Origin of the sequence: Aquimarina spongiae, assembly GCF_900141785.1 — a bacterium.
Taxonomy (GTDB): domain Bacteria; phylum Bacteroidota; class Bacteroidia; order Flavobacteriales; family Flavobacteriaceae; genus Aquimarina; species Aquimarina spongiae.
Genome location: NZ_FQYP01000001.1, coordinates 572,742 through 598,945, shown reverse-complemented (window position 1 = coordinate 598,945; position 26,204 = coordinate 572,742). Strand labels below are relative to the sequence as shown.

Genomic DNA, 26,204 nt, shown 5'->3' with positions numbered 1-26,204 from the left:
CTAATTAGAGTATGCGTTAATTCTGGTTACTATATCCTGTATTCTTTTCAGAACGGTAAATAAATCATTGGTGAGTTCTGTAGTTTTTACCTGAGAAAACTTTCGTTTTAACTCTCGGGCTAAACGATCTGCCATAAATGAGGAAATAAACTTATCGATTGGATCCGTTAATTCTATCTCATCAAAAGCATATCGGCTATTTTGAGCAATAACCTCTTTTACTCCTTTTTCTACGCTATCCATGGTTAATAAATAATATGTGTGAACTTATATACATCATTTCTTAGTTATCTAAAAGTATCAATTCATTAATGCTTCAGCAAATTAATTAGCATAAAAAAAAGGAAAACAACGGGGAGTCATTTTCCTTAGAATATAGGTAAGTTCAGGGTATTAATTATATTGTTAGTTTCCAGCTAATAGCACATAGGAATCGGTTACTGGTGTGATGGTGTAGTCTTTTACTTTTCTTTCTTTTTTCAAATACTTATCAGCCTCTTCAAATGCAGCTTCCAAAGCACTTAATTCAGAGTTTGCATCCACAGAAATTGTTTTTGAGATCACTCCTCCATTAGTATATTCAATACTTATTTTCCACTTCTTAACAGAGTGTGCATTTTTCTTTCTGTAGCTATCTTCTCCTTCATTCTTTTTACGTTCCGTCTTCTCTTTCTCATTTTCAGTATTTGATGCAAATATATTTCCAAAAGTCAAGCAAAATAGCGCAATAGTTAGTACAAGTTTCATAGTTGTGATGATTTGAATTTCTATGTTTCAAATATACAAACATTATTTGAATAATCAAATATTTTTTTAATAAAAATTTGTTTGTATATTTGATTCCTTTTATCATATATAATAATGGCTAACAAAAAATTAAATAAACTGCTTAAAAGAAGTAAAGGTTCAAAAACTGTTTACGGAATTTCGAAGGCACTAGGTGTAAGTCCTCAAGCTGGAGACTATGTTGTAAAGCGAAAAGACCTAGCCAAAGATTTTGCTCGTCTTAAAAGAATTGCTGATTATATGGAAGTAGATATTAAAGACATTATAGATTTTAAAGAGCAATAGATCTCTTCGGTATTTCTTCTATAATTTGATCTATATTTTACTGTACCCTACTCCTATTCATACAGTAACCTGGTGGTTTTAAGATATATTTAATACTACTGCAAAGCGTTTTTTGGTATTTCTTTAACTCTAGCCACAATTCATTTTATATACTTTTAGAGAAATTCGTCACTCTCTAATTACTATATCATGAAAACATTACTCGTCATTATTATCTCCTTATTACTTTCTATTACTTCGATTTCTGCAAATGAAACCTCTCCTTTAAAAGTTGGTTTTACAGCGGGCAATCCGGAAGTAACTTCTATCAACGCCATAACTTTTGGTCCTGAAGGAATTTTATTTATTGGAGATAGTAAATCTGCTCAGGTGGTTGCTATAGACCTTAGCGCACACGCAAAGACAGACAATTCTAAAGTAAGAATAGACAAGCTTGATCAGCAAATAGCAGACATGCTGGGTGCGGCTATAGATCAGATACAAATCACCGATATGGTGGTTAATCCAGAAAACAACAACATTTACATCTCCGTAATGCATGGATCAGGAAATCCTCTACTTCTAAGAGTTGAAAACAATGCATTAAAAACGGTTGCTTTGGACAATGTGTCTTTTACCAAATCTGAAATTACAGATCCTGTATCTAATGAAGCAAAAGATCGTCGCGGACGACAACTTCGCAGATGGGCAGTAGCCGATATCAAGTACACCAACGGAAAAGTATTGTTATCCGGACTAAGCAATAAGGAATTTGCTTCTACTTTTCGTTCTATTGATTTTCCTTTTAATAAAAAACAGAACTATGGTTCTTTAGAAATTTATCACGCAGCACATGGAAAGTATGAAACCCACGCTCCTATCAAAACATTTTTGACTGCTGATATCTCTGGGGTTACACATATTGTTGCAGCTTATACTTGTACTCCGCTTGTAGTTTTCCCTATGAGCGATGTTAAGCCAGGAGAACATACCAAAGGAAGAACAATTGCCGAATTAGGTAGCGGAAACTCTCCTTTAGATATTGTTGAAGTAAAAAGTGACAATGCCCATTATCTATTGATCTCTAATTCGAATAGGCCTTTAATGCGATTAGATTTTGATGATTTAGAATCTTTTAAGGCTTCTTTGACAGAGCCCGTAACCATAAAAGGAGCTGCAGTAGGTGTAGATTATGTAAATATGCCGTTTGTGAATGTACAACAATTAGATGCCTATGATAAAGGATTTGTTATGATACAAAGAGAGTCCTCGGGCAACTTAGCTCTAAAACACGGGAGTTCTTGGTGGTTATCAAAATAAAAACGCCAATGAGAACTCATTTTAAAAAAGCATTACTTCTATTGTTATTTATAATCTGTTCTATTCCGGAGATGTTTTCTCAAGCATCTCCGGAATTTAGTTTTAGCAGAAATCATGTGATTATAAAAGGAATTGATGACTCCAATAAAGTTCCCAAAATATACCGCGGTCATCTTCTAGAAGAAGAGATAACGAAGACTAGGACAGCTATTTTAGGCAAAACTATACAAGAAAAGGGTCGAATTCGCTTTACTCCTTTTGTGCCATTCAATTGGGAACAAGATTACACGATTGTATATAATAGAACCTATACATATTTTCATCTGAAAATCCCGGATGACTATCAATTTATATCTGTAAAAGGTGTTTATCCATCAGCCGATGAAGTACCCGCGAATCTTTTGAAGTGGTATGTTCAGTTTTCAAAACCCATTAATGAAACCGCCATCTACGATCATATTCATTTTCTAAATAGATCTGGAGATACCATACCGAGAGCGGTACTAGATTTTACCAATGCGTTGATAAGTGAAGATAGTAAACTTCTTACCGTTTGGATAGAACCAGGAAGGCAAAAACGAGATCTAATCCCTAATCAAGAATTGGGTCCTGTCTTTGAAGAGGGCAAAACGTACACACTAGTCATTTCCGGAATAAAAGATCAAGCTGGAGTACAAATGAAAGATCATTTTACTAAACAATTTCAAGTTGCTAAAGCGGATCGTCAACAACCTGATATCCATAGCTGGAAAATTACTCCTCCAAAGCGCAACACGCAGTTGCAATTAATCATTGATTGTAAAGAATCTCTTGATTATGGGAGCACCATAGAAAGCATGCAAATTGTGGATAGCAACAATAACCTAATCGAAGGAAATTGGCAATTTTCAAACAAAGAATCCACATTATCTTTTAATCCTTTAAAAAAATGGAATAAAGAAAGTTATACTGTTTTTTTTAATCCTAAACTAGAGGATCTTGCAGGAAATAATTTGGATCGATTATTTGATCGAAAAGTAGGAGAATTATCTTCTTCAGTAGTTAGCGAATATTCGTTGAATTTTAAGGTTCAATAAAAAACGAGCTTTGAAGAATTATCAAAGCCCGTTTTCTAAATGATTATATTGCTCGTTACATTTTAATAAATCGATTCGTCCATTTATTTTTTTCCTTACTGATTTCGATAACGTATACTCCATTAGGCAATGTGGATACGTCTATCTGTTTCACTTCCATCATTCGACCTTGTAGTACATTTTGTCCCACATAATTAAATATTTGATAATTCGCATCGTTTAACTGCTTTAAACCTCCGATATGTAGGGTGTTACCATAGATTGGGTTTGGGTAAAGATTAACCTTATTTGACAAAGGTATTTGCGCGATGTCATTTCCTTTAGACACTACACCACCAATGTTTACGGTGTAATCCTCTACTTCTCCATAAGTAAAGGTTTCGCACGGTCCTTGTGCCGAATTGTATTTCATAGACACACGCATTCTGGTATTACCCGATAATGCCGTTGTTGGTACTGAGAACGTATAGGTTTGATTTGCGCTACTATTAGTAGATTCTGATACTACTTGTTCTGCAGCATCAAAGGTGCCATCTTTATTGTAGTCGATCCAAACACTCCAAAACTCAGTATAGGCAGTATTCACAAAACCAACACTCAAAGTAATCGAATTAGAACCATAGGGTACATCTGCTATTTGAGAAGTAAAATCTGCATATCCTCCATTTGCGCCAGTAGGATTATTAATTTGATTTAAGGCTACCAAATCTATATACTCATAATTCACATTATTCCCTTGTGAGTTACAATATGTAATTCCACCATCGATCGTGGTCGCGTTAATGACATTACTTGAAGGAGAACTATTTCCTGCTCCATCTTTGGCAATAACAGAAAAGCTATAAGCAGTATTTGGGGTCAATCCACTAGCAATATGAACCAGACCATTCACGGTAGCGATTAATGTTGTTCCCTGATATACATCATAAGCTGTAACACCAATATTATCTGTTGCTGCTTCCCAAGATAAGGTAACACTGTTAGACGTGATATTAGAAGAAACTAGGTTTGTTGGTGCAGTTGGTGCTTCGGTATCCACTGTAGAAGATATAACACGAATATTATCGATAGCCATATCACTACGCCAACTTGATCCTGTTACTCCTTTAAATTGAACCTTTACCACAGATCCCGTATAGGATGAAATATCTAATGAAGCCTGGTTCCATGAATTTCCTAAATTTCCATTTTGGGACCATAATGAAGTGTAATTTGCTCCATCATCATTACTGATCAATACTTCAAGGCTCCCCATAGTAGCTCCATACATATGATATCCAAATTCTAAAGTGGCTCCAGATAAACTGGATAAGTCTATACAGGGACTATTCAAAATTGCTGTTTTATTTGGGCTTCCTGGCGGAGACACATTAGTAGAAGCTTCCAGATATAAATAAAAATTACCATCCTGAGCAGAAGACGGTCCTGTGGTTTGAGAAGGTGTTCCCCCAGAATCTCTGGTCCAATTAATATCATCTCCTGTGTCATTGGTCCACACCCCTAAATCGGTTTCAAAACTTTCTGTATAAGGAAAAACACTAACCCCAGCGCAGGTTGGAACATCGGTAGTAGTAAATGTTACAGAAGTACTATAAGGCGAACTTACTCCTCCAGAACAATTACTTCGTACCTGAGCCTCATAAGCTGTAGTTGCATTCAAATTAGTTAAAGCCAAACTATTTGTAGCCGTAGCTACTGTAGTCCAGTTTGTGGTTCCTACTTCTCGATATCTTACATCGTAGGTAGCACCAGTGCTAGAATTCCAGTTTAAAGTTGCTGTAGAAGTTTGGATACTGGTTGCTTGCAAGCCATCTGGAGCTTGCCCCGCAATAGGATTCAATTGTACATCTTGCACTACAGTTGCAAAATCGGCTATAGCAACCCCAGTAACGGTAAGAGGCTCATAACAATCTGCTTCGTATTTAATATCATAAGTCCCTGCTTTTATCGGTCGATAATAATCTCCTTCGGGTAATTCGGTAGGTACCCAAGATTCGAAGCCTTCCTTTCCGATTACCGTCACCTTAGCATCTACAGGTTGGTTGGTAATCGCATCGGTGACTACTCCACGAATTCCATAGGTAACTTGTTTTAAGTATGCAATAAGTGCGTCTTCATTATAATTCCAAAAGTTCACCAGTTGACTAGCTGGAGGGGTCTTGGCATTGGATAACTCGACCGTCACCTCTCTACCTTTTTTAAAATAAATTTGATAATCCTGTCGACCTCCTTGCACCTCGTACCAATCATATCCATTGGTAATTCCATTATTTAGCGCATCAAAATATCCTGCAGGGCTATTTGCCTGGCATAAATCTCTATACTCTTCTGAAATATGCACAAAATAATCCTCATCTGGATGCGCTCCTGCAAAAGTATCCCAAGGATAATTTACCAGCTCTATCCCTCCATGAAAATTAGCGGACAAGACAAAATGCTTAGCGTCTGCTAAATTCATAAAGGCCAGAGTTTCGGTTTGGTAAGCATTACCATCGGGGTTCGGACCATCATCGGGATCAGGATAGTTTCTATTCAGATCTACATTATTCGCATTACCTCTGGTAGCATTAGCAACAGACGTATTGGTTGGACTATTACGAAATGTTCCATCAGGATTCGCCAAAGGATTGATCCATACTTCACTTGTATCCAAAAGGTTTTTGATCTCTGCGTGACGAGGATGAGAAGTATCTTTATATGCAGTTAATAATAAATCAATTAAATTAAGCATCATTGGATATCCTGCTATTTCGTCTCCATGCATTGAAGAGGTATACATGACCCTGGGTTCTTGTTCATTACTATCTACATTATCCGATAATTTTACAAACAACAAAGATTTATCACCTTCAGTTGTAGCTCCTATATTTTCAACTTTACATAAGGTGGGATTGTTTGTTGCAAAATCGTTCATGATGCTCACATAATCTGCATACGTTGGATAGGCTGTTAGCGGAAATGTTGCTGCCTTTACTGTGAGATCAGAAGTCATAGTTCTATACCCAATCACATTATCCTCTGGATTTATCGAGAAAGGGGTTTTTTTAGCTAAAAAAGAAGCAAACTGATCAGCATCAGCCATTACTTTAACTGTTCTTGTAAGATCATCGTAATAAACAATTGCTAGTTCTTTGGTAATCGTATTAAGTTCGGATTTGTTGGAGATTACAAAATCAAAAATAACTTCTCCTTTAGTGTTTAAATACGTTTCAGCGAGTTGTTGTTCATTTTGTTGCCCGAATAGTGTGCTACTTACGGTAAATACTACCATAAGCAACAGAATTGCACTTTTTTTCATGGTTTTAAGAGTGAATTAAGTGAGTTAAAAATTGGTTTTAATTGTGTAAAAATATTGTTAATACTAAAGGTACTGTGAATTCTTCAGAATAAAAAATATCATTTAAGGGTTTGACTTTAAAACAAATACCAAGAATAACTTTAAACATCATATCCTTTGCAAAAAAATATCCAATCAAAATAGTTATCTTAGAAGAGTCAAATTACCTCACATTTTTGCATGTCTTATAGGGCGATGCTGATAACCAACTTTTGAAACACATATATTATGGCTTACGACGATATTTTTCTTATTGCAGTACAAGAACATTTACTATTTCATAAGATCATTGAAGACGACGAATCGGTAACAAACCGTAATTTAAAAAACCATATTATTGACTTTCAAGATAAGGTTGGGATTTATACCGATGGTATCATCGGACCAGAAACGCTTTGGGAGCTTCAGTATCCTTATGTAACCAATACCGATAAATTAAATTGGGTTCGATGCGATGCTGATAAAATTGGAGGTATCGAAGGCTTTGATCATTTTATATTACGAGAAGACGCTGCAAGGCAATACAACCTATTAAGACGAGAAATTGTAGATCGTGGCGGTAAAATTACAAGTAGTGGGGGTAAAAGATCATTAACCGCAGGTGTAAGTAGTCATAGGTCTGCCAAATCGATGCATTACCCAGGACTTGCTTTTGATTTGTCTGTTAACTCTGGTTTTTTCTCTCCAAAGACAGACCCTTTTGTAATGGTAAAAAACAAAGGTGCAAATCCTGATAGTTATTGGCAGGTATATTGTCGTGCTAGCGGAGGGGATCTTATCGAAATTGAAGCTACCTATTGGGATAGCTGGGGATCTGGTAAGGATAAAAAAGTTAAAATTAAGGATCGGTTTGTTGATTTTACGAGTACAGCAAAGAAATATGGATTCTATCCAATCCCGCCACGAAGAGGATACACAAGACCCAGTAATAAAAAATACTTAAGTTCAGAGTGGTGGCATTTTCAGGCTAATCCTCTACTTATTCCTGGATTTTCGCAGTTTGGCATAGAGTTATTAAAACTGGAAGACTACAGTGCCTCATTTATCAAAATGCAAAATCGTAGTATATGGGAAAATCGAAAATCTATTTTCAGAAAAACCTGGTGGTAAAGAAATTTTTGTTGAATTATCGTATGTGACTCCCTGCGTTAACATCGATGGTGGCGCCTGTAGCATGATCCATCAAACCACTGCACATTAATCCAACCAAGGCGGTAAGATCTTCGGGTGTGGTGAGTTCATTCAATGAGATTTCATTTAATATTTTCTCTTCTCCGTATATTTTTATAAAATCCTCTGCCATTCGTGTTTTTATAAAACCAGGAGACAATACAAAAGATTTAATATTATCCTTTCCAAAAGATCGGGCCACGCTCCTGGCTAAAGAAACGAGTCCTCCTTTTGAAGCTGCATACCCCAAAAATTCTTCGGTTTCTCCCCTAAAGACTGCTCTACTCCCAATAAATATAAATCTCCCCTCTCTGTTCTTTTTAAAATGATCAATCCCAAGCTTGGTCAATAATCCAACAGCATGTAAGTTAATATCTATAGTTTTTTTCCAAATACTCCACCACTCTTCTGTATCCAAATTGGTAGAATGTGCTTGAAAAACTCCTGCATTCAGAATTACTACGTCAATGTTACCAAATGTGCTTTCTACGGCCTCAAAAAGGGATATCACCTCATTTTCATTTGCCAAATCTGCTTGAAAGACCTTAGAATTAGTGTTATAGCTACTTACCAAAGCTTCTGCAGCACTCCTATTGGTATTATAATGCACAGCAACGGTAGCTCCCATCTTCATCAAAAACCCTGCAATAGCCTTACCAATTCCGTCTGATGCACCAGTGACCAAAATCACCTTCTGATCGAGATCAATTTGTATCATAAAATATATTTCCCATAAATGTACTAATGAAATGGCAAATTCCTTACAAAAATAAAGACCAGATTTTACTTTAAATCTGGTCTTCGCAATTCAATGGAAAGGTACTTGGTCTAATTCGCTTTTTCTTGAAATGCTTTTAGATTGTTTTGAAACAACTCCAATTGGTCATCATTGTTTTTAGCCGCTGTTTTTACTGCCTTTTGATAATTAATTAATGCTAAATCGTTTTGATTGTTTGTTGCTAATGCTTCTGCATAACTATCATAAACATTTGCTGAATCTGGAAATAATATGGTGTTTGCATTAAATATTGCAATAGCAGTATCTTTTTGACCTCTTAGCAAGTATGAATATCCTAACCCATTTATTTCGAACTCATCCAGAATTCCTGAGGTGATTAAATATTCCAATTGTTTAATCAATTCTTTATTATCCTTTTTCAGAGAGTTCATAGCATTCTCCAAAGGTTTAAAAAGTGCATTACTATACGTTATGGCTTCCTGTTTGGCAAGTTCTTCAGCCTTATTTAATGCTTCATCTGCATTCATTTTGATATCAGGAGTCACTCCCGTTCCTTCCCAATTGGTTTTGGTAACCGTATTTACGGTTCTGGCAAAAGGAATACGTATTCCAAAATCTGTCCCATCAATACCATGATATCTGGTAGGGTGTGCTCCACCACCGGTCACTTCACCAATAATGGTGGCTCTTTTTCTACTTTGCATGGTATAAGAAAAGTCTTCTGCCCCAGAAAAAGTATCTGCACTTGTTAATATATAAACAGGAACATTCGGCCGTTTTAGTCCTTTTGTATCCACTACCCACATTTCTTCAGAATGATTGTTGGCTCTAGAATATATCGTATTCAGTAATAATTTTTCATTAAAAAAATAGCTGGACAAATAGTTCACAGTTACTGGGCTCCCTCCTCCATTTCTTCTCATATCTATAATTATGGCATCAGCAATTTGCATTTCATTCATTACCTGATCTATTTTAGAAGTATGAAAAGGAGCTCCCCCAAAATAGGCCAAATCTATATATCCAATATTTCCTTTCATCAATTTAAAACCTCTTAACATAGGAGTTCTATACCGACTAAAATTATCTTTAAAAGAAGGTTCCTTTTTACGTGATTTGCGTGGTTCTTTATTCCATACAAAACGGAGATGTTTATCTTTGGTTATACTTCTCATTTCTTGGGTAAGAAAGCTGGCAAAATCACTAGGTGTCTTTCCCTCAAAACTACCATTCTTCATTAATTTATCAAGATGGGCATTGGTTTCTTTTGCTTTATCCAAAAAAATATAGTTCGCTTCCAGTAGCTCTTGAACTTTCTCTACTGTTTGGTGATATGGTGTCTGTCCGTAATTGATTGATTGATATAAAAACGCTATTAAAAGTGAAGCTAGTTTTGCAAGCGCAAGAATTCTTTGCATAATATTGTTTTTTTAGGTTAATACTATTGATTTGTTGTACAATTGGTAATGATTTTATCTAATATTTTTTCAACTTGATCAATTTCTTCTTCTGTTATTCCTTCCAGGGCGGTTGTCCGATTCTTCATAATAACAGGAGGCAACTTTTCTAATATTTTTTTTCCTTTGGTAGTAATTTCGATGTTATATCTCCTCCTATCTTCACTATGGGTCGATCTAACTAAGTATTGTTTCTTCACCATCAAGTCTATCATACGGGTCATAGAGGCATTATCTTTAAATACCAATGCAGCAATTTCTTTTTGCGATAGCTCTGGGTAATGTTTTAGAAATAGTAAGATCAAACCTTGATCTACCGTGATGTCACTTACTGTTTCTGATATTCTTTTTTGAGCGTACTTCCTGTACTCTTTTATAGCACGTTCAATTTTATAAAAAACTACTTGCGTAGGAATTTCAATACTCATACATATTTATTTGATACAAATATATTTGATATATCAAATAAATACATCTACTCTAAGATTATTTTAACACAATACTCATTAATATCAACTTCAACTAAACAATTACATAACCTAATTAAGACATAATATTAACAGCATTCTTAACCATAAATCATTTAAAAAAATGTATATTTAAGCATAGACCTTTTCTTGTCAGGAAGCATCACTTTTTTTGGCAAAACATCACACATATCACATTTCTTACTTCATCTTCAACTCTAAAATCAAAACTATGAGTATTTCTCAGGCATCCCCCAAAAGCAGGATAGAAAAGCCTAATTTTAAAGACCAATACGACAACTACATCAATGGTAAATGGTCCGCACCGGTAAAAGGACAATACTTTGATAATGTGTCTCCAGTAGACGGTACCAGTTTTACCAAAATTGCCAGATCCACCTCAGAAGATATCGAACTTGCCATTGATGCTGCATGGCAAGCGGCACCCAACTGGAATAATTCGTCTGCAACCTTTAGAAGTAATTGTCTCTTAAAGATTGCTGATGTAATCGAAGAAAATCTAGAAACCCTTGCTCGGGCAGAGACTTGGGACAACGGAAAAGCCGTACGTGAAACCCTGGCTGCGGATATGCCACTAGCAGTTGATCACTTCAGGTATTTTGCCGGTGTAATTCGTGCCGAAGAAGGTTCTGCCAGCGAATTAGATGATCAAACTGTATCCATTAATATTCCTGAACCTTTGGGTGTGGTTGGACAAATCATTCCGTGGAATTTTCCAATCCTGATGGCTACCTGGAAAATTGCTCCTGCACTCGCAGCGGGTAACTGTATCGTTTTGAAACCTGCCGAACAAACTCCTGTAGGTATTATGATATTGATGGAACTCATAGAAGGTATCCTACCTGCTGGTGTATTAAACGTGGTAAATGGTTTTGGTCCAGAAGCAGGTAAGCCTCTTGCCTCTAGTCCTAGAATCAATAAAGTTGCTTTTACAGGAGAAACCACTACTGGGCAATTAATTATGCAATATGCATCTAAGAACATCACACCGGTTACCCTAGAATTGGGTGGGAAATCTCCAAACATTTTCTTTGAGAGCATTATGGACGCTGATGATGATTTCTTTGACAAAGCTATCGAAGGAGCAGTAATGTTCGCATTGAATCAAGGAGAAGTATGCACTTGTCCGTCCAGAATACTAATACAAGAAAATATTTATGATCAGTTTATTGAGCGCGTTATCGAGCGTACCGAAGCTATCAAACTTGGTCATCCGCTAGATCCTCAGACCATGATGGGAGCTCAGGCGTCTAATGATCAATTCGAAAAAATACTCAACTACATCAATATTGGTAAAGACGAAGGTTGTGAAGTACTAACCGGAGGTGAGGAAGCATATATTGAAGGACTTGAAAAAGGATACTACGTACAACCGACCTTACTTAAAGGAAACAATAAAATGCGCGTTTTCCAGGAAGAAATATTCGGTCCGGTAGCTTGTGTAACTACGTTTAAAAACGAGGCTGAAGCCATAGAAATAGCCAACGATACTTTGTATGGACTTGGAGCAGGTGTTTGGACACGGGATATGCATCAGGCTTATCAAATATCCAGAGCAGTAAAAGCCGGTAGAGTTTGGGTAAATTGTTATCATAATTATCCAGCACATGCTCCTTTTGGAGGATATAAGAAATCTGGAATCGGGCGAGAGAACCATAAAATGATGCTCAGTCACTACCGTCAAACCAAGAATATGTTGATTTCTTATGATAAAAAAGCATTAGGCTTTTTCTAAACTATTAAAAAATGATAAAAAGGGTTCTTATTAGTGATGCTGCTATAGCCATAGTAGATACCCTGAAAAAACAATACGGGGAGTTGATGTTTCATCAAAGCGGAGGTTGCTGCGATGGCTCCTCCCCGATGTGTTTTGAAAAGGGTGAATTATTGATCAATGAAACCGACATTTGGCTGGGAACTATCCATGACTGTGATTTTTACATGTCTAGTGATCAGTTTGAATATTGGAAACACACACAACTTACTGTAGATGTTGCTCCCGGCCGAGGTGCTAGTTTCTCTCTGGAAATCCCCCTTGGTGTTCGTTTTGTGATTAAATCAAGAATATATGATGAAACAGAGATGAATCAGCTAAGTCCCATCAAAAAAGGAAATGAAGTGAATCAAGATATTAACATCCCCTAGGGATGGCATAGATGATCACATCAAATTCTATGGTGTCTGATATCACATCATCTCCTAGATTATCATAAAAACTTCCGGAACCGTATTTGATATTCCAGCGTGTTCGATTAATCGATATTTTGGAAGTGAATACGGTTTGTCCTTTTATGACATTAAATTCTCCGGTAAATTCTATAGGTTGTGTGATTCCTTTTATGGTCAGCTCTGCTTCAATGTTAAATTTTGGATGCAACGAATAATCAATCCGATTGATTTTCAATTTTGATAACGGGTATACCGAAGTCTCAAAGAAATCTTCATTTTTTAAATGATCTACAAGCATTTCATTGTATTTCCCATCGGTGTTGGTAATCGTTTCCATATCCATTAGGAACTCTCCCCCGGTGATCATTCCTTCGTGCATCACCCAATTCCCTTTTTTGAGTTTTACCGTTCCAAAATGTTTATCCAGCTTTAATGCATAAAAGCCTGTCCATTTAATACTACTTTCCAAGGTATCAACGGGTACAACTTGGCCTTTTTCGGGAAGTATGGATTGTTTTTGTACAATATCGATCAACTCCACCTCATACACCAATGTTGAATCTGGATGCGGGAAACGAACTTCATCAGTCCTTTTGCTTAAAGCTGGAGGTACAATAAGTTTACGAACCTCTCCTACTTTCATGCCTACTACGCCTTCATCAAGACCTTTTATTACCTGATTACCTCCTACCAAAATTTTTAAGGGCTCTCCATTATCCCTTGAGGAAAAGACTAACGAGTCATTCTGATATCTTGTAGATTCGTGAATCAAAATTTCTTGTCCAGAAGATACAGAAGCTCCTATACCTTGTTTAAGGATCATATATTGAAGACCAGATGTGGTAGTAATGTATGAATTAATAGTACTGCTTTTCTTACATGCAGATATCAATACAGCGATAATTATCGTATACAATGCTATTTTTAAATTCTTCATGTTTTCTGTGTTTAGTTTCATTTTTTATTATAATTTGATTGAGAATTTTGAACGCCTTTTCAATATAAAATTGGAAAGGTGTATACTTTTCAAATCAATTGTAAAAAAGTGTAACCAAATTGTAAAAACATATTCATTGACGCTCTATACATTTCATAAAAAACTAATTATCAAAAGATTAATCTTTATCCTGTTTTTTTTAGCAGGAATATTGATCAATCATGCACAAGAAGAAAATCAGTATATCCCAGAGAAGATTAAAATTAGTTTACGACAATTAGGTAATGAGTTACTCTTGTCAAATCAAGACTCAGTATCCAGAATACTGCCAATTACAAAAATCAATGATCAGGAATATCGCTTATCTTTTCAAGAAAATCTTTTTATAGATCCCGATGTGTTAACCGAAAAGTCAAAACGGTTAATCTCGAATTCAGCAGTTTGGAAAGATCACATCATCGAGGTTATCGAATGCCGTTCTTCTGAAGTTGTATACAGTTATCAGATCAGTGGCGTGCAGGAACAGAATATAGTTCCGTGTATAGGTCGTAAAATACCCAAGAATTGTTATGAAATTCGGGTTATCTTTCCCAAAGCACAACTAGTTTCTCCAAATAATGCAGATGCAAATAGTACACCTGTATTATGGATACTAATTGGTATAGGGTTACTATTTGCCATACTACTAGGGATAAAGTATACGATTTTAGATAAAAAGAAGGATACTCAAAGAAAGCTTCAATTAGGTAACACTTCTTTTTTCTATGATCAACAACTACTCAAATACAATAATGAGGTTACCAAACTTACTACCAAAGAAGCGGAACTGCTTAAGATTTTTGCAGATACCCCTAATCAAATTATCAAAAGAGAACTACTGATCAAATTGGTGTGGGAAGATCAAGGGGTCATTGTTGGACGTAGTTTGGATATGTTTATTTCAAAACTAAGGAAAAAATTGAATGGAGATACTTCTATCAAAATCACCAACATTCATGGTGTAGGTTATAAAATGGAAATATAAATAACTCCATCTAACTACTCTGGTAATGTAGCGACAAGAATCCACATCTGTTTATCCTTTTCATTTTTCCAGTTCCCAAAATTGGCTATTTCTTCTGAAATCGTGAAGCCGGCTTCTTCTAGTTCAGCTTTTACATATTGCGATGATAAGGTATGCGCATCTGTTTGTTCGTCTCTAGACTTATCGCGCATATGTTTCTTCAATTTCTCAAGAATAAGAATATGTCCTCCTGGTTTCAGTGCTTTTTTTACATGCTCTAGGATTGTCATATAAGATTCCATTTCATGATAGGTATCCATAATGATTACGCTATCTAGTTGTCCCAATGGCAATTTTGGGTTGTTATAATCCCCCAAAACCGTTTGAACGTGTGTCAATTTTCTGTCTTTAAGATGTTCATCTAATCGATCTAATCGGTCTTGTCGAACATCTACGGCATATACTTTACCCAAATTTCCGACTTCGTTTGCAAGACGAATGGATAAATATCCTTCATGACACCCTATATCTGCTACAGCACTTCCCTGATCTACTTGAGCCAATTTCATCAATTCATTTACCTTCATCCAAGTATCTCTTTTTGCCCAATCAGACTCTTTATATTGAGCAAAACAGAAATTTCCTAAAGTCATAAAGAACAAAAGCAGTATTCCATATCTCCAATTTTTCATATACTTATTTTATAACAAAAGTTTTGCTTTCTAAAATGTAACATTTAATCGTTTTGCTTGTATATACTTTATGAAAAGTTTGTGTTTATCATGCTAACTATGTTCCAATATATACAAAGGACAACACTTACTACAAACTTTTAAAAGCCTCTTACTCCCCTATTTTCGGGGAATTTCACCCAAAAATTGTTAATTAATGTTAAAATAGTACCTTTTTATGCATAGTACTGTAACAAAATCTAAGTTTCGTTGTCTTATAGGTAAACAACAATCATAAAACAGTACAACATGAGAACTTTAGACAACAATCAAATTAGCAAGAAATTATCAGCAACAAGAGGATATATCTGGAATACGAAAAGAAGATACAGATAATCATCATCAAAAATATTTATCAATCAAAAAACCATCATAACATGAGAACTTTAGACAACAATCAAATCAGCAAGAAATTACCAACAACAAAAGGATATATCTGGAATACAAAAAGAAGATATAGATAATCATCATCAAAAAACAATCATTCATCAATCAATCAAAATATATACATCATGAGAACTTTAGACAACAATCAAATTAGTAAGAAATTACCAACAACAAAAGGATATATCTGGAATACAAAAAGAAGATATAGATAATCATCATCAAAAAACAATTATTCATCAATCAATCAAAATATATACATCATGAGAACTTTAGATAACAATCAAATCAGTAAGAAATTACCAGCAACCAAAGGATACATCTGGAATGCTAAAAGAAGGTATAGGTAATTATTTCAACAACAATCAAAAAAATCTGCCATGAAGACATTAAGAAATATAAGAAAGAAAATAAGTATTGCGGTTAGAAACCCCAAGACTATTTTAGATCAGACATCGAATGAGTATGCATACGAATATGTGATGCAAAAACGAATCAAATTATATGTATAAAAGTAAGTTGAGTTTAGTTAGTTAGTTATTAAAAAAGCTGAATGCTATAAAAACATTCAGCTTTTTTTATGCTCGACAGTTAACACCTTCAATATTACTCTGTTTTGTCTGCTTCAAACTTTGCCCCTACAGGTGCTCTGTATCCTTCAAAAGGAAGTTTCAATAACTTCCCAATTTTAGCATTAGAATCTACATCAGGATACGTATCTACACCGTATACCAAATCTTCATTACGAATTTTGGCAAAAGTACCGAATACTCTATCCCAAATTGAGAAAATGTTACCGTAATTAGTATCTGTATAGGGCAGTACGTAATGATGATGTACCTTATGCATATCAGGTGATACAATAATCCAACTTATTACATCATCCAATTTTTTGGGTAAGGATATATTGGCATGATTAAACTGAGACAACACTACCGATATGGATTGATACAACATAATAATCCCTACTGGTGCACCAACGATAAATACTCCTAAAGTGGTAAATATAAAACGGATCAGGCTTTCACCCGGATGGTGTCTATTTGCGGTGGTAGTATCTACATGATTATCAGTATGGTGTATCAAATGAAACATCCAAAGTGGTTTGATCATGTGTTGTACATAATGTGCCAACCACGCTCCTATCAAATCTAATAATGCTACACCCAGCAAAATAGTTGCCCACAAAGGCAATTGTAACCATTGCAATATGCCAAATTGATTTTTTACAGTCCAATCACTGGTCTTTAATAAAATAAAAGCCAAGAAAAAATTGACCAAAATAGTGGTTAGCGTAAAGAAAATATTGGGCCAGGCATGTTTAAACTTTTTGTAATTAAATTTAAACAATGGTGCTGCATATTCTATCAACCAAAAAAAGGCGATCCCTCCTACCAATATTAGGCTTCGGTGCGACGAGGGAATAGTTTCAAAATAATTTATAATCTCTTCCATAGGCACAAAATATTCTATTTTTCCGGATTTGACAAAACTTTAATCAACATTATAGTTCTAAAATCACATGTTTTATGTTAAAAAGCAACCAAAAAGTTGCATTTTATGCAAGTTGATTTATATTTGCAACCGTATAGTTGCGTTTGTAATTAAAATCAAATTATAATGAAAGATTTCATCATCAAAGAACACACTTTTACTCATACCATAGATAAGGTATGGAATGCTATTACCAAGACCGAGGAAATATCCACTTGGTTCATTAAAGCAGATTTTAAAGCTGAGGCAGGATATCAATACACCTTCTACTCTTCTGGAGAAGATTGTACTCAAATCTCTGGTGTTGTGAAAGAGGCTGATCCTTATACCCTGGTATACACTTGGGTAGTGCAAGACACCGAAGTAGAAACCCTGGTAAAATGGCAATTAGAAACTACTGATAGCGGAACCAAATTATACCTCAAACACTCTGGAATATCAAATTATCCAGGAGATACCGCAGTAAAGATGTTTAGTAGTTTTGACGGTGGTTGGACGAACTGTGTTAGCGAACTAGAAAAATATCTAATTCAAGAAGTACATGCAGGATAAGATCACTAAGATATTGAAAGCGGTTTCAGACCCTACTCGACGAGAAATTTTTCATGCTTTGGTAGTGGCTGCTACAGCATTACCGATTACACAAATTTCTAGTCAGTTTGATATGAGTCGACAAGGAGTTACAAAACATCTCAAAACTCTAGAAACAGCGGGGTTGGTACATATCGACACCCAAGGAAGAGAACGGTTTTGTTATGCAAATGCTAATCCGCTGAAAGAAATCAATCAATGGTTACATTTTTATGAACAGTTCTGGGATAATGCCATCACCGATCTTGGTAATTATCTGGACACCAAAAACGAGCAGTAAAAACAGATTCCATTTTTAAGAGAGTTGTTCTCTAATCCAGGCTTCTGCGGTAATAAGATCATCAAATGTCATGATTCCATCTTCGAAGAACATATTTTCTATTCGAACACTGGATTCTTGAACTCGATTAAAAACCACTACAGCAAATGCTTCTAGATTAGGGAACACTTCTTTTATTTTGGTGTAATCCGTAGCTTCTATAGAATACGAATTGATTCTGTGCGATATATATCCAAAAGGACGACCCTCAAAATGTAGATTAGTTAGCCTAGAGAGTTCTTTGGCTTTTTGATAATCAAAAGAGACTCCTTCTGCCACCTCAATGATTAAGTAATTGTCATAAAAAGTCACTTTTCCAACTTCAAGATTGTATTCTTTAATCGCATTTTCTTTATTCATGCAGCGTGACTTTGTTTTCTAGAAACAAGATACGCAAAAAAGATAGAGTGTAACAACTATTCATCGACTTCACTTATTTCTTTGATCAAGTTTTCTGCCGCATTAATACTGCTGTTATAAGATCTCATTACCCACTTTGCAAAAAAGATAACAAAGACGATTGCTAATGGAATTGCTACTACGAATGGCCATACAGATTTGGAATCGGCTATCAGATCTTTGTTATTCAAAACTTTAGCACTTACGGGAAGAATGGCAAACATTAGAACAAAACTCAAATAATACCCCCATTTAGCCACGGTTTTAAATCTTTTCTTCGCCCTTGTATAAGACAAGAGAGTTTGTTGATAACTATTTTTTGCGATATCTATGCGCTTCATTCTATGAATAGATCGTAAAGACAAAACCGGCAAGATTAAAAGAATCGTCATAGATATCAATCCAGATAACATGTTGTACCAATTATCCAGTCTGCTGAAATTGGCTAATATCAACACAATCGTTCCGTAACAAATTACTGTTCCCAAAATTTCCGGAATAGCAATTTTGTTGATTTTACTTCTATATTTTTCTTTAGTCATCATAATGATCATTTTATTGGTTAATTTTTTTTGCGTTTCCAACTGGTCGCTAAGTTTAGACCAAACAGTCTGCATTTCTTCTAGTTCCATACTTCTTTATTTTATGATCTGTGTTTTCAGTTTTTGTTTGATTCGGGAAATTCTAGTCCCTACATTGGTTAGGGACAATCCTGTAATTAATGCTATTTCTTCATATTTTTTACCTTCCAACAACAAAAGCATTAATCCTTTTTCTAGTTCATTAAGTCTTTTTATGTGTGAGTATACTACTTGTAATCGTTCTTCAAATACTTCATCATAAGGTTCTGTTTTACGTTTGACCAGGGAATCCATCGGTATTTGAATACCACGTTTTTTTTCTTTTTTGAATCTGGTAATTGCTGTATTTAAGGCTACGCGATACATCCAAGTACTAATTTTGGCCTCTCCTCTGTAGCTATCATATGCTTTCCATAATTGATACACAATTTCCTGATATAAATCTTTCTTGTCCTCATGAGTATCGGTATATATGGAAGTAATCTTATAGATTACTCCTTCATGTTCTTTAACAATCTGAGTAAATTCACTCTCTTTTTGCATTTTGAGCTCTTATTTATACTATTAGTACAGTATCCTTTTAAAAAATCACAAATACCATCAAAAAAATAATGAAAAGTTGAAAAGAAGGCATAAAAAAAGAGCATAATACTATGCTCTTTTCTTTTGATATTATTGATTTTATCTCTTATTGATCTTTCACTACAATCAATGAAGCTTTTACACCAGTAGTAAGATTCCATTCATTACCGGTGATTAAATTACCCAATTCATCGTACAACTGAAACTGAGCTGTATTAGGTCCTGATTCTCCCTGATTTAAAGCTTGTATGTCTATTTTATTAAACCCTTTGATTAAATTAATTTTAATTCCTCGGAAATTGGCAGTTAAAAATACTCGTGGAGCAATAACATCGTCGTTTACAAAAATCCGAACGATGTCTCCATCTACTTGTTCATGATCTCTATATACGAGACTTACAAATTTTCCATTGTTTCTGAAATCTCCTAAATATTGATCACTTTTATACTCGTCCTTGATATCTTTATCTTTTCCAAACCATTTGGGAGTATCCTCTGCCTGAGGTGCTAGCAGGTTATTATTGGTATTCATGCTAAAGGTTTGTTTTTTTTGCCTGATATCAGAACCGTCTTCTGGCTTTTTGGAGAGCGTGAATCTATTATTGGGATTTGCATTAGGTTTGGCTGTCGATAAACGGTATTTATCTGTATTTAAATCTCCTTGATCAATACGTAAGCCTGAAGTCTTCTCTATCTGGGCATTAACATGAATGCCTATTCCAAGAAGCAAAAGAAAAAAGAATTTCATTTTCATATCCATAATGCATTACAACCTTTTAAAGTAAATATACTTATTATAAACCTTAAGTCTGTTAATTCGTTGCAAAACTTACAATTTTCTTGCCTTTTTATAAAAAACCCATTTCAAATTTGTAAGATAAACCTTATATATCTTATTTTAGTTATACTAAACAAATAACAATGACTTACTACGTAATCGGTGGAATTCTGCTTGTTGTCATCGCCTATTTACTTGTGCAATGTATTAAAGTAAAGAGAACTCTTGGGAATAAAAACAAAGAATTACTGCAGTTGCAAGAACAAACGCAAAAGCAGTATGAGGCGCAACAAAGTTACATTTCATTGCTAAGTCAGGAGTTAAGAGTCCCATTATATGGTATCATGGGGCTTACCCATCTTATAGAAGAGGAAAACCCCAAACTAAAGGACAATAAAAAAATAAAGTCTTTAAAATTTAGTAGTAACTATTTACTAATGCTGATTAATAACGTACTGCATATCAATTATATGGATGCAGAAGAAATTGAACTTCAGAATACTATTTTTGATGTAAAGGAAATCACACAAAACTTGATTCATTCATTTAGTTATGCTACAGAGAATAGTGATAATAAGTTAGAATATCATTTTGATCCTGAGATCCAGAATCAGGTAGTTGGTGATCCTACCGTGTTAACTCAAATACTTATGAATCTTTTAAGTAATGCGCTACGATTTACAGAAAACGGTAGTGTTCACTTTTCGGTGGATCTGATTAAAAATCAGGAAAACACCTATACCATATCGTTTAAAGTACATCATAACGGGTTTGAAATTTCAAAAGAAGATCAAAAATCTATTTATAAGGAATTTATGAACATCGATCAGGCCAAAACCTCTTATCTAGGCACTGGATTAAATTCAAGAATCGTAAATAAATTGGCCAATTTACTGAACGGTGAAGTGATCAAAGAAAATAACGCGAAGATAGGTTCAGAATATGCTTTTGTGGTTAACCTACCTATACATCAGACTGAGAAGACCGCTGAACAGCCTGCTACTTCAAGTATGGCCTCTAAAGACGAAGAAACGTCAACTATACCAGAACAAGTAAGAGCTTTGGTGGTAGATGATAATAAACTTAATCTCCTGGTTGCAGACAAAATGCTTTCCAAAGAGAATTTTAATTGCACCACTATAGATAATGGTTTTGACGCTATCGAACTGGCAAAAAATAATACCTATGATGTAATCCTAATGGATATCAACATGCCAAAACTTAATGGGATTGGCACTACAAAACGAATTAGAGAATTCGATCCCAAAACACCAATCATTGCGCTTACTGCCGTTGATGTTACCCAGTTGAATCGACAGATCTTACATGCTGGATTGAATGATTATATTCTGAAACCTTACAGTAAAGGACAGTTGTTAGAAATTATAGACAAACACTTGAAGGATACCAGTCCTTCATAACATGCAACTTATTGCACCTCGCTGTTTACCAAAATAATTTGCTGTCCAATTTTAAGCACAGAATTACGCCTTATAGCATTCATTTTACAAATTTCTGAAAGTGGTAAGCCGTGTCTATTGGCTATGGCGTAGAGTGTATCTCCTTTTTTGACGGTATACACTTTCTTTTGGTCTTCTTTAAATTTGTCCAAACCTTCTAATGAAGTAATTAAGTCGATATTACTCTTTCTAGTAGATCTATGATATCGAGCTACTGCCCATTTGCGTGTTATAAAAACGGTTTCGGCTCGTACCTTGGTGTCTGGAGAAAAATCAAAGACATATTCCGGGTGTATGGCTTTTCCACGATATTTAACTTCCAAATGCAAATGACTTCCCCTAGAATTTCCAGTGATACCGCCAATACCAATTGCCTGACCTTTTTTAACTTCTTGATTCTCTTCTACCAAATACTTCGATAAATGTGCATATACTGTTTCTAATCCATTATTGTGTCTTACTACCACAGTTTTTCCATGTCCCCCGTGATATCCTATATAGCGTATCTTACCATCAAGGATCGTATTTACACTATCTCCAACCACTAAGTCAATATCAATACCTCTATGAGGCCTACCTCTTCGCCAACCATATCTAGAGGTTACTACCATCTTACGATTAACCGGGGCGGCAAAATTTTCATCCTTAAAATGAAGTTCCAATGGGAAATCCAGAAGTTCATTACCATAAGGATTAAAACGAACATTATCCCAATGATCTTCATATACATTATATGCAAGGTCATCTTCAATATGATTTGAGATACTATCTGCAGTGATCACTTTATGTTCTGGAACTATCGGTAAATAGATGATCTTACCGTTACTGGCTAGCGGTTTGTATTTTATACTATGAATTTCTTGCTGACTGTATAGACCCTGTAAGGATAACAGAGTTATGGACACGGTTAGAATATAATAAGATACTCGCCTATTATTAATTATAAACATTAATGTTACTTCTTTTTTCTAGTTTATAGGTAAATCTGGGCTATGAGGTATCTTTTACAACAAATGACCGTAAAAATAATACAACGTTGCAATATAAGGATAATTTAAAATAGAATTAAATTCTTTCATTTTTTCGTCATTCTTATTACTCTTTTGAAAATCAAAATTTTAAATAAATCCAAAAATACTCTGCAACCATAAAAGAATTACGGGACTACATTTTTAAGGGTATTTATTAACACTTTTTAAGAAATTGATGTGAAAAAATTAGTAATCGTAGGAGCAATAAATATGAGTTGAACCAGTTAAAAAAGCATAAAATATTAATTAAATAACCATGAAAAAATCATTCACATTAATCGTTTTCTCAGGAGCTTTATTGTTAACCTCCTGCGTATCAAAGAAAAAGTATGTGGCTTTAGAACAAGAGTTACAAGACACCCGTAGCTCTTTGCAAAAGACTGTCGTGGAAAAAGAGGAATTGGAGGAAAAGTTTGCAAAAATCGAAGCCAGAGTAGCAGATTACAATTCCAAAATCAACTCGTTAAGAGAGTCTAACGATGAAAAAATGGTGATGGTAGATGATATTGCAATGATATCTAATGTTACCAAAGAAAAAATGAAGCAAACATTAAGCAAAGTGGATGCTCAAAAACTTCAAGGAGCTACTTCCCTAAAAGATTCTATGAACTTGGCAGTTTCTTACAATCTTAAAAATTCACTTGATGACAATTTAAAAGAAGATGAAGATATTTCTATCGATATTGACAATACGGTAGTAATGATTTCTATCTCTGACAAAATGTTATTCAATAGCGGAAGTTTCAGAGTGAGTAACAAGGCAGACGGTATTTTACAAAAACTTGCAGACGTTATCAATTCTGAACCTAGCTTAGAAGTTATGGTAGAAGGACATACAGATCCTAGAACCATTAGCACTGCAGTACTTCAGGATAACTGGGATTTGAGTGTTAAAAGAGCAACTTCTATTGTAAGAAAATTACAGACCAGCTATGATGTAGACCCATCAAAATTAATTGCTTCAGGAAGAAGTAGTTACAAGCCTATCGTAGAAAATGATACTGAGGAAAATATGGCCATCAACCGACGTACCAGAATCGTTCTTTTACCGAATATGGATAAATTCTTTGCATTATTATCTGCTAACTAGACACACACTAACTATTGACATACTAAAGGATAGCTAACTAATAGCTATCCTTTTTTTATACCCCAATTCGTAAAAAACAAGTCGGATTTAAACCTTTTTACCACATCATAGTCAAATAGATGTTGAATCAAATACTTAGACTATGAAAAATGCAATTACAAAAAGTTCGGTTATAGCTACGCTACTAGTAATCCTATTTGTTGGTAGCAGTTTTACAACAAAAATAGTACGTTGGGAACACCTAGGATCAAGAACGGTAAATTATAGATTGGATAAAGATGTGATCAAGGTAACCGCAAGAGAGGGAGGATTTACCAAACTAAAAGTTAAGGTAACAGGAGGTTCTTTAAACATGCATAAAATGGTCGTTCAATACGGTAACGGTAAAAAAGACATCATTCCGCTACGATACAATTTTTCAAGAAAGAGCGCTACGCGACTTATTGATTTAGAAGGAGGAAAAAGAGTGATAAGAGATATTACATTTTTTTACGACACCAAAAACTTATCGAAAAAGAGAGCAAAAGTACATGTCTTTGGCAGACATTAAAATATCACTAAACTTTATGACAAACACCTGTATATGTGTAGCATATCAGGTGTTTTTTTTATTGTATTTGATAGTAACTACATTTAAGATAAGCTCCTTCTGGAAAAGTAATTGGATGATCTACGTCATGAAATGTTTTCTCTAGTACTTTAAATGGTTTCCCTGAAGCAGTAATTTGTTCTTCTGAAATCCTGAAAAAATCTACAGCCTTTACTCTTGAAGAACAAGAGGCTAATACCAAAATTCCATTACGGGCTACCAATTTGGCTCCCAAAGCAGCCAATTTTGCATAACTTTTCTCTGCTCTTTTGATTTCGCTTTCTCTCTTGGCAAAAGAAGGAGGATCGATTACTACAATATCAAATTGTTGTCCCTGATTAATAAAATCTTGTAACCCTTCAAATGCATCCGCTACAACTATATTGTGCATCCCGGCGTGAATATTTAGAGATGCATTTTCTGTAGCCATTTCCAAAGCATGTTTGCTGATATCCAAACTAGTAACACTTTTAGCTCCTTGACTTAATGCATGAACCGAAAAACCACCAGCATACGAAAAAACGTCTAGCACGGTTTTTCCCTTTGAAAGCTCCCCTACACGTTTTCTATTATGTCGATGGTCCAAAAAGTATCCAGTTTTGTGCCCTTTAATCACGTTTGCAGAAAAAAGTACCCCATGTTCCCTAAATACAACCACCTCGTTTTCCAGATCCCCATAGATAACCTGACCATCATGCAATCCATAAGTTTCTCCTTTGGATTGAATCAATCGATTGAATCGCATTACCGCTGTTTGAGCTCCAGAAACTTTAATCAACTCTGGAATGATCCAATTGAGATAAGGAAACCATATATGGGAATACAATTTGATAACCAAAACCCGATCATAAACATCTGCAATAAACCCCGGTAATCCATCATTTTCGCCAAAAAGTAATCGATAACTATTGGTATCGGTAGCCAATAATGGTTTACGGGTATCAAAGGCAGCTCTTACTTTATCTGAAAACCAAGCACCATCGATCTGAGCAGATTTTTTAAACTGAAGCAATTTTATACGAATAGGAGAATAAGGATCATATAAACCACATGCCAGAAAACTATTTTTTTTGTGATCATAAATAATCGCCAGATCACCAGGGTCTCCAGCTACATTCTGCTTTACAATACTATCTTCAAAAACCCATGGATGCTCTTGCCTTACCTTCTTCTCTACAGCAGGTTTAAGTTTGATCGCTATCCTTTTGATCTCTAATTGTGGTGTAATATTCATACGTTGGCAAGAATAAGAATATTTTGGTAGCTATCATACAATAAAATTAAGTTTCTTATCCTATAAAAAGAAAGCACCTATCCCAAGAAATATCAGGATAGGCGCTCTACAGATGTATCGTTAAAACTATCTAGGGTTTAGGTATATACTAACTTTAATAGCCTTTACTTACTAGACGAAACAATCCCAATTTCG

Annotated in this window: 28 protein-coding genes; 13 read left to right on the top strand and 15 right to left on the bottom strand. The window is 35.0% G+C overall.

The features are described 5' to 3' along the window. Together BUE24_RS02650 and BUE24_RS02645 are read right to left on the bottom strand one after the other, a co-directional pair. A complete protein-coding gene (locus tag BUE24_RS02650) occupies window positions 1-243 on the bottom strand; it encodes a hypothetical protein (RefSeq protein WP_073313565.1) in 243 nt (80 codons plus the stop codon). Window positions 244-405: 162 nt separating this feature from the next. After that, window positions 406-747 carry a hypothetical protein gene (locus BUE24_RS02645; protein WP_073313563.1) on the bottom strand — a complete coding sequence of 114 codons (342 nt, stop codon included), beginning with the start codon at window positions 745-747 and terminating at the stop codon, window positions 406-408. 114 nt (window positions 748-861) lie between these two features. Between BUE24_RS02645 and BUE24_RS02640 the strand changes: the two genes are divergently transcribed. The 3 genes from BUE24_RS02640 (at window position 862) to BUE24_RS02630 (ending at window position 3,446) form a co-directional block, all read left to right on the top strand. Then, window positions 862-1,071 carry a hypothetical protein gene (locus BUE24_RS02640; RefSeq protein WP_073313560.1) on the top strand — a complete coding sequence of 70 codons (210 nt, stop codon included), beginning with the start codon at window positions 862-864 and terminating at the stop codon, window positions 1,069-1,071. A 189-nt stretch (window positions 1,072-1,260) separates the two neighbouring features. Then, complete coding sequence (locus tag BUE24_RS02635; RefSeq protein ID WP_084549368.1) at window positions 1,261-2,370, top strand: hypothetical protein; 1,110 nt, start codon at window positions 1,261-1,263, stop codon at window positions 2,368-2,370. A gap of 8 nt (window positions 2,371-2,378) precedes the next feature. After that, window positions 2,379-3,446 (top strand): hypothetical protein, encoded by a 1,068-nt coding sequence (locus BUE24_RS02630; RefSeq protein ID WP_073313534.1) that lies wholly within the window; start codon window positions 2,379-2,381, stop codon window positions 3,444-3,446. 55 nt (window positions 3,447-3,501) lie between these two features. Here the strand turns inward: BUE24_RS02630 and BUE24_RS02625 are convergent, their stop codons facing one another. After that, a complete protein-coding gene (locus BUE24_RS02625) occupies window positions 3,502-6,744 on the bottom strand; it encodes a M14 family zinc carboxypeptidase (protein ID WP_073313532.1) in 3,243 nt (1,080 codons plus the stop codon). Between the two features lie 267 nt (window positions 6,745-7,011). On the opposite strand from BUE24_RS02625, the gene BUE24_RS02620 reads away from it, so the two are divergent. Continuing rightward, window positions 7,012-7,893, top strand: coding sequence for a hypothetical protein (locus BUE24_RS02620; RefSeq protein WP_073313530.1), 882 nt, complete (start codon window positions 7,012-7,014; stop codon window positions 7,891-7,893). Between the two features lie 16 nt (window positions 7,894-7,909). Here the strand turns inward: BUE24_RS02620 and BUE24_RS02615 are convergent, their stop codons facing one another. From BUE24_RS02615 to BUE24_RS02605, 3 genes are all read right to left on the bottom strand, one after another. Then, window positions 7,910-8,671, bottom strand: a complete 762-nt coding sequence (locus BUE24_RS02615) for an SDR family NAD(P)-dependent oxidoreductase (protein WP_073313527.1) — start codon at window positions 8,669-8,671, stop codon at window positions 7,910-7,912. Between the two features lie 110 nt (window positions 8,672-8,781). Continuing rightward, window positions 8,782-10,110, bottom strand: a complete 1,329-nt coding sequence (locus BUE24_RS02610) for a S41 family peptidase (RefSeq protein WP_073313524.1) — start codon at window positions 10,108-10,110, stop codon at window positions 8,782-8,784. Window positions 10,111-10,133: 23 nt separating this feature from the next. Next, entirely contained in the window at window positions 10,134-10,577 is a 444-nt protein-coding gene (locus BUE24_RS02605; RefSeq protein WP_073313521.1) for a MarR family winged helix-turn-helix transcriptional regulator, read from the bottom strand. A gap of 271 nt (window positions 10,578-10,848) precedes the next feature. On the opposite strand from BUE24_RS02605, the gene BUE24_RS02600 reads away from it, so the two are divergent. Then, the gene (locus BUE24_RS02600; RefSeq protein ID WP_073313519.1) at window positions 10,849-12,372 is read left to right on the top strand and encodes an aldehyde dehydrogenase family protein; all 1,524 of its coding nucleotides are present in this window, start codon (window positions 10,849-10,851) and stop codon (window positions 12,370-12,372) included. A gap of 11 nt (window positions 12,373-12,383) precedes the next feature. Further along, on the top strand, window positions 12,384-12,782 hold the full coding sequence (locus tag BUE24_RS02595; RefSeq protein ID WP_073313516.1) for a DUF779 domain-containing protein: 399 nt from the start codon (window positions 12,384-12,386) through the stop codon (window positions 12,780-12,782). Here BUE24_RS02595 and BUE24_RS02590 read toward each other — a convergent pair. Continuing rightward, the gene (locus tag BUE24_RS02590) at window positions 12,769-13,743 is read right to left on the bottom strand and encodes a YceI family protein (protein ID WP_170864534.1); all 975 of its coding nucleotides are present in this window, start codon (window positions 13,741-13,743) and stop codon (window positions 12,769-12,771) included. The genes BUE24_RS02595 and BUE24_RS02590 overlap by 14 nt on opposite strands. Before the next feature lie 136 nt (window positions 13,744-13,879). Between BUE24_RS02590 and BUE24_RS02585 the strand changes: the two genes are divergently transcribed. After that, a complete protein-coding gene (locus BUE24_RS02585) occupies window positions 13,880-14,767 on the top strand; it encodes a winged helix-turn-helix domain-containing protein (protein ID WP_170864533.1) in 888 nt (295 codons plus the stop codon). Between the two features lie 14 nt (window positions 14,768-14,781). Here BUE24_RS02585 and BUE24_RS02580 read toward each other — a convergent pair whose 3' ends face one another. Continuing rightward, window positions 14,782-15,438, bottom strand: coding sequence for a class I SAM-dependent methyltransferase (locus BUE24_RS02580; protein ID WP_073313511.1), 657 nt, complete (start codon window positions 15,436-15,438; stop codon window positions 14,782-14,784). Between the two features lie 803 nt (window positions 15,439-16,241). Between BUE24_RS02580 and BUE24_RS24335 the strand changes: the two genes are divergently transcribed. Next, window positions 16,242-16,373: a hypothetical protein gene (locus BUE24_RS24335; RefSeq protein WP_280174012.1), complete on the top strand. Its 132-nt coding sequence runs from the start codon at window positions 16,242-16,244 to the stop codon at window positions 16,371-16,373. A gap of 94 nt (window positions 16,374-16,467) precedes the next feature. Here BUE24_RS24335 and BUE24_RS02575 read toward each other — a convergent pair whose 3' ends face one another. Next, entirely contained in the window at window positions 16,468-17,316 is an 849-nt protein-coding gene (locus BUE24_RS02575; RefSeq protein WP_073313510.1) for a sterol desaturase family protein, read from the bottom strand. A gap of 165 nt (window positions 17,317-17,481) precedes the next feature. Here BUE24_RS02575 and BUE24_RS02570 point away from each other — a divergent pair, with 165 nt between their 5' ends. Together BUE24_RS02570 and BUE24_RS02565 are read left to right on the top strand one after the other, a co-directional pair. Continuing rightward, entirely contained in the window at window positions 17,482-17,907 is a 426-nt protein-coding gene (locus BUE24_RS02570; RefSeq protein ID WP_073313508.1) for an SRPBCC family protein, read from the top strand. Continuing rightward, complete coding sequence (locus tag BUE24_RS02565) at window positions 17,897-18,226, top strand: ArsR/SmtB family transcription factor (protein WP_073313506.1); 330 nt, start codon at window positions 17,897-17,899, stop codon at window positions 18,224-18,226. The genes BUE24_RS02570 and BUE24_RS02565 overlap by 11 nt, the downstream gene beginning before the upstream one ends. Before the next feature lie 15 nt (window positions 18,227-18,241). Here the strand turns inward: BUE24_RS02565 and BUE24_RS02560 are convergent, their stop codons facing one another. From BUE24_RS02560 to BUE24_RS02545, 4 genes are all read right to left on the bottom strand, one after another. Next, on the bottom strand, window positions 18,242-18,625 hold the full coding sequence (locus tag BUE24_RS02560) for a hypothetical protein (RefSeq protein WP_073313484.1): 384 nt from the start codon (window positions 18,623-18,625) through the stop codon (window positions 18,242-18,244). A gap of 56 nt (window positions 18,626-18,681) precedes the next feature. After that, on the bottom strand, window positions 18,682-19,296 hold the full coding sequence (locus BUE24_RS02555) for a hypothetical protein (RefSeq protein ID WP_073313481.1): 615 nt from the start codon (window positions 19,294-19,296) through the stop codon (window positions 18,682-18,684). A gap of 6 nt (window positions 19,297-19,302) precedes the next feature. Next, complete coding sequence (locus tag BUE24_RS02550) at window positions 19,303-19,788, bottom strand: RNA polymerase sigma factor (protein ID WP_073313478.1); 486 nt, start codon at window positions 19,786-19,788, stop codon at window positions 19,303-19,305. 145 nt (window positions 19,789-19,933) lie between these two features. Further along, a complete protein-coding gene (locus BUE24_RS02545; RefSeq protein WP_073314422.1) occupies window positions 19,934-20,575 on the bottom strand; it encodes a hypothetical protein in 642 nt (213 codons plus the stop codon). A gap of 173 nt (window positions 20,576-20,748) precedes the next feature. Between BUE24_RS02545 and BUE24_RS02540 the strand changes: the two genes are divergently transcribed. Next, window positions 20,749-22,026 carry a response regulator gene (locus tag BUE24_RS02540; RefSeq protein WP_073313476.1) on the top strand — a complete coding sequence of 426 codons (1,278 nt, stop codon included), beginning with the start codon at window positions 20,749-20,751 and terminating at the stop codon, window positions 22,024-22,026. An 8-nt stretch (window positions 22,027-22,034) separates the two neighbouring features. On the opposite strand, the gene BUE24_RS02535 is transcribed toward BUE24_RS02540, so the two are convergent. Continuing rightward, the gene (locus BUE24_RS02535) at window positions 22,035-23,015 is read right to left on the bottom strand and encodes a peptidoglycan DD-metalloendopeptidase family protein (protein ID WP_084549365.1); all 981 of its coding nucleotides are present in this window, start codon (window positions 23,013-23,015) and stop codon (window positions 22,035-22,037) included. Window positions 23,016-23,352: 337 nt separating this feature from the next. On the opposite strand from BUE24_RS02535, the gene BUE24_RS02530 reads away from it, so the two are divergent. Next, entirely contained in the window at window positions 23,353-24,186 is an 834-nt protein-coding gene (locus BUE24_RS02530) for an OmpA/MotB family protein (protein ID WP_073313473.1), read from the top strand. A 142-nt stretch (window positions 24,187-24,328) separates the two neighbouring features. Beyond that, window positions 24,329-24,736: a DUF2541 family protein gene (locus BUE24_RS02525; RefSeq protein WP_073313470.1), complete on the top strand. Its 408-nt coding sequence runs from the start codon at window positions 24,329-24,331 to the stop codon at window positions 24,734-24,736. 58 nt (window positions 24,737-24,794) lie between these two features. Here BUE24_RS02525 and BUE24_RS02520 read toward each other — a convergent pair whose 3' ends face one another. After that, window positions 24,795-26,009 (bottom strand): class I SAM-dependent rRNA methyltransferase, encoded by a 1,215-nt coding sequence (locus BUE24_RS02520; RefSeq protein WP_073313467.1) that lies wholly within the window; start codon window positions 26,007-26,009, stop codon window positions 24,795-24,797. Window positions 26,010-26,204: the final 195 nt, after the last annotated feature.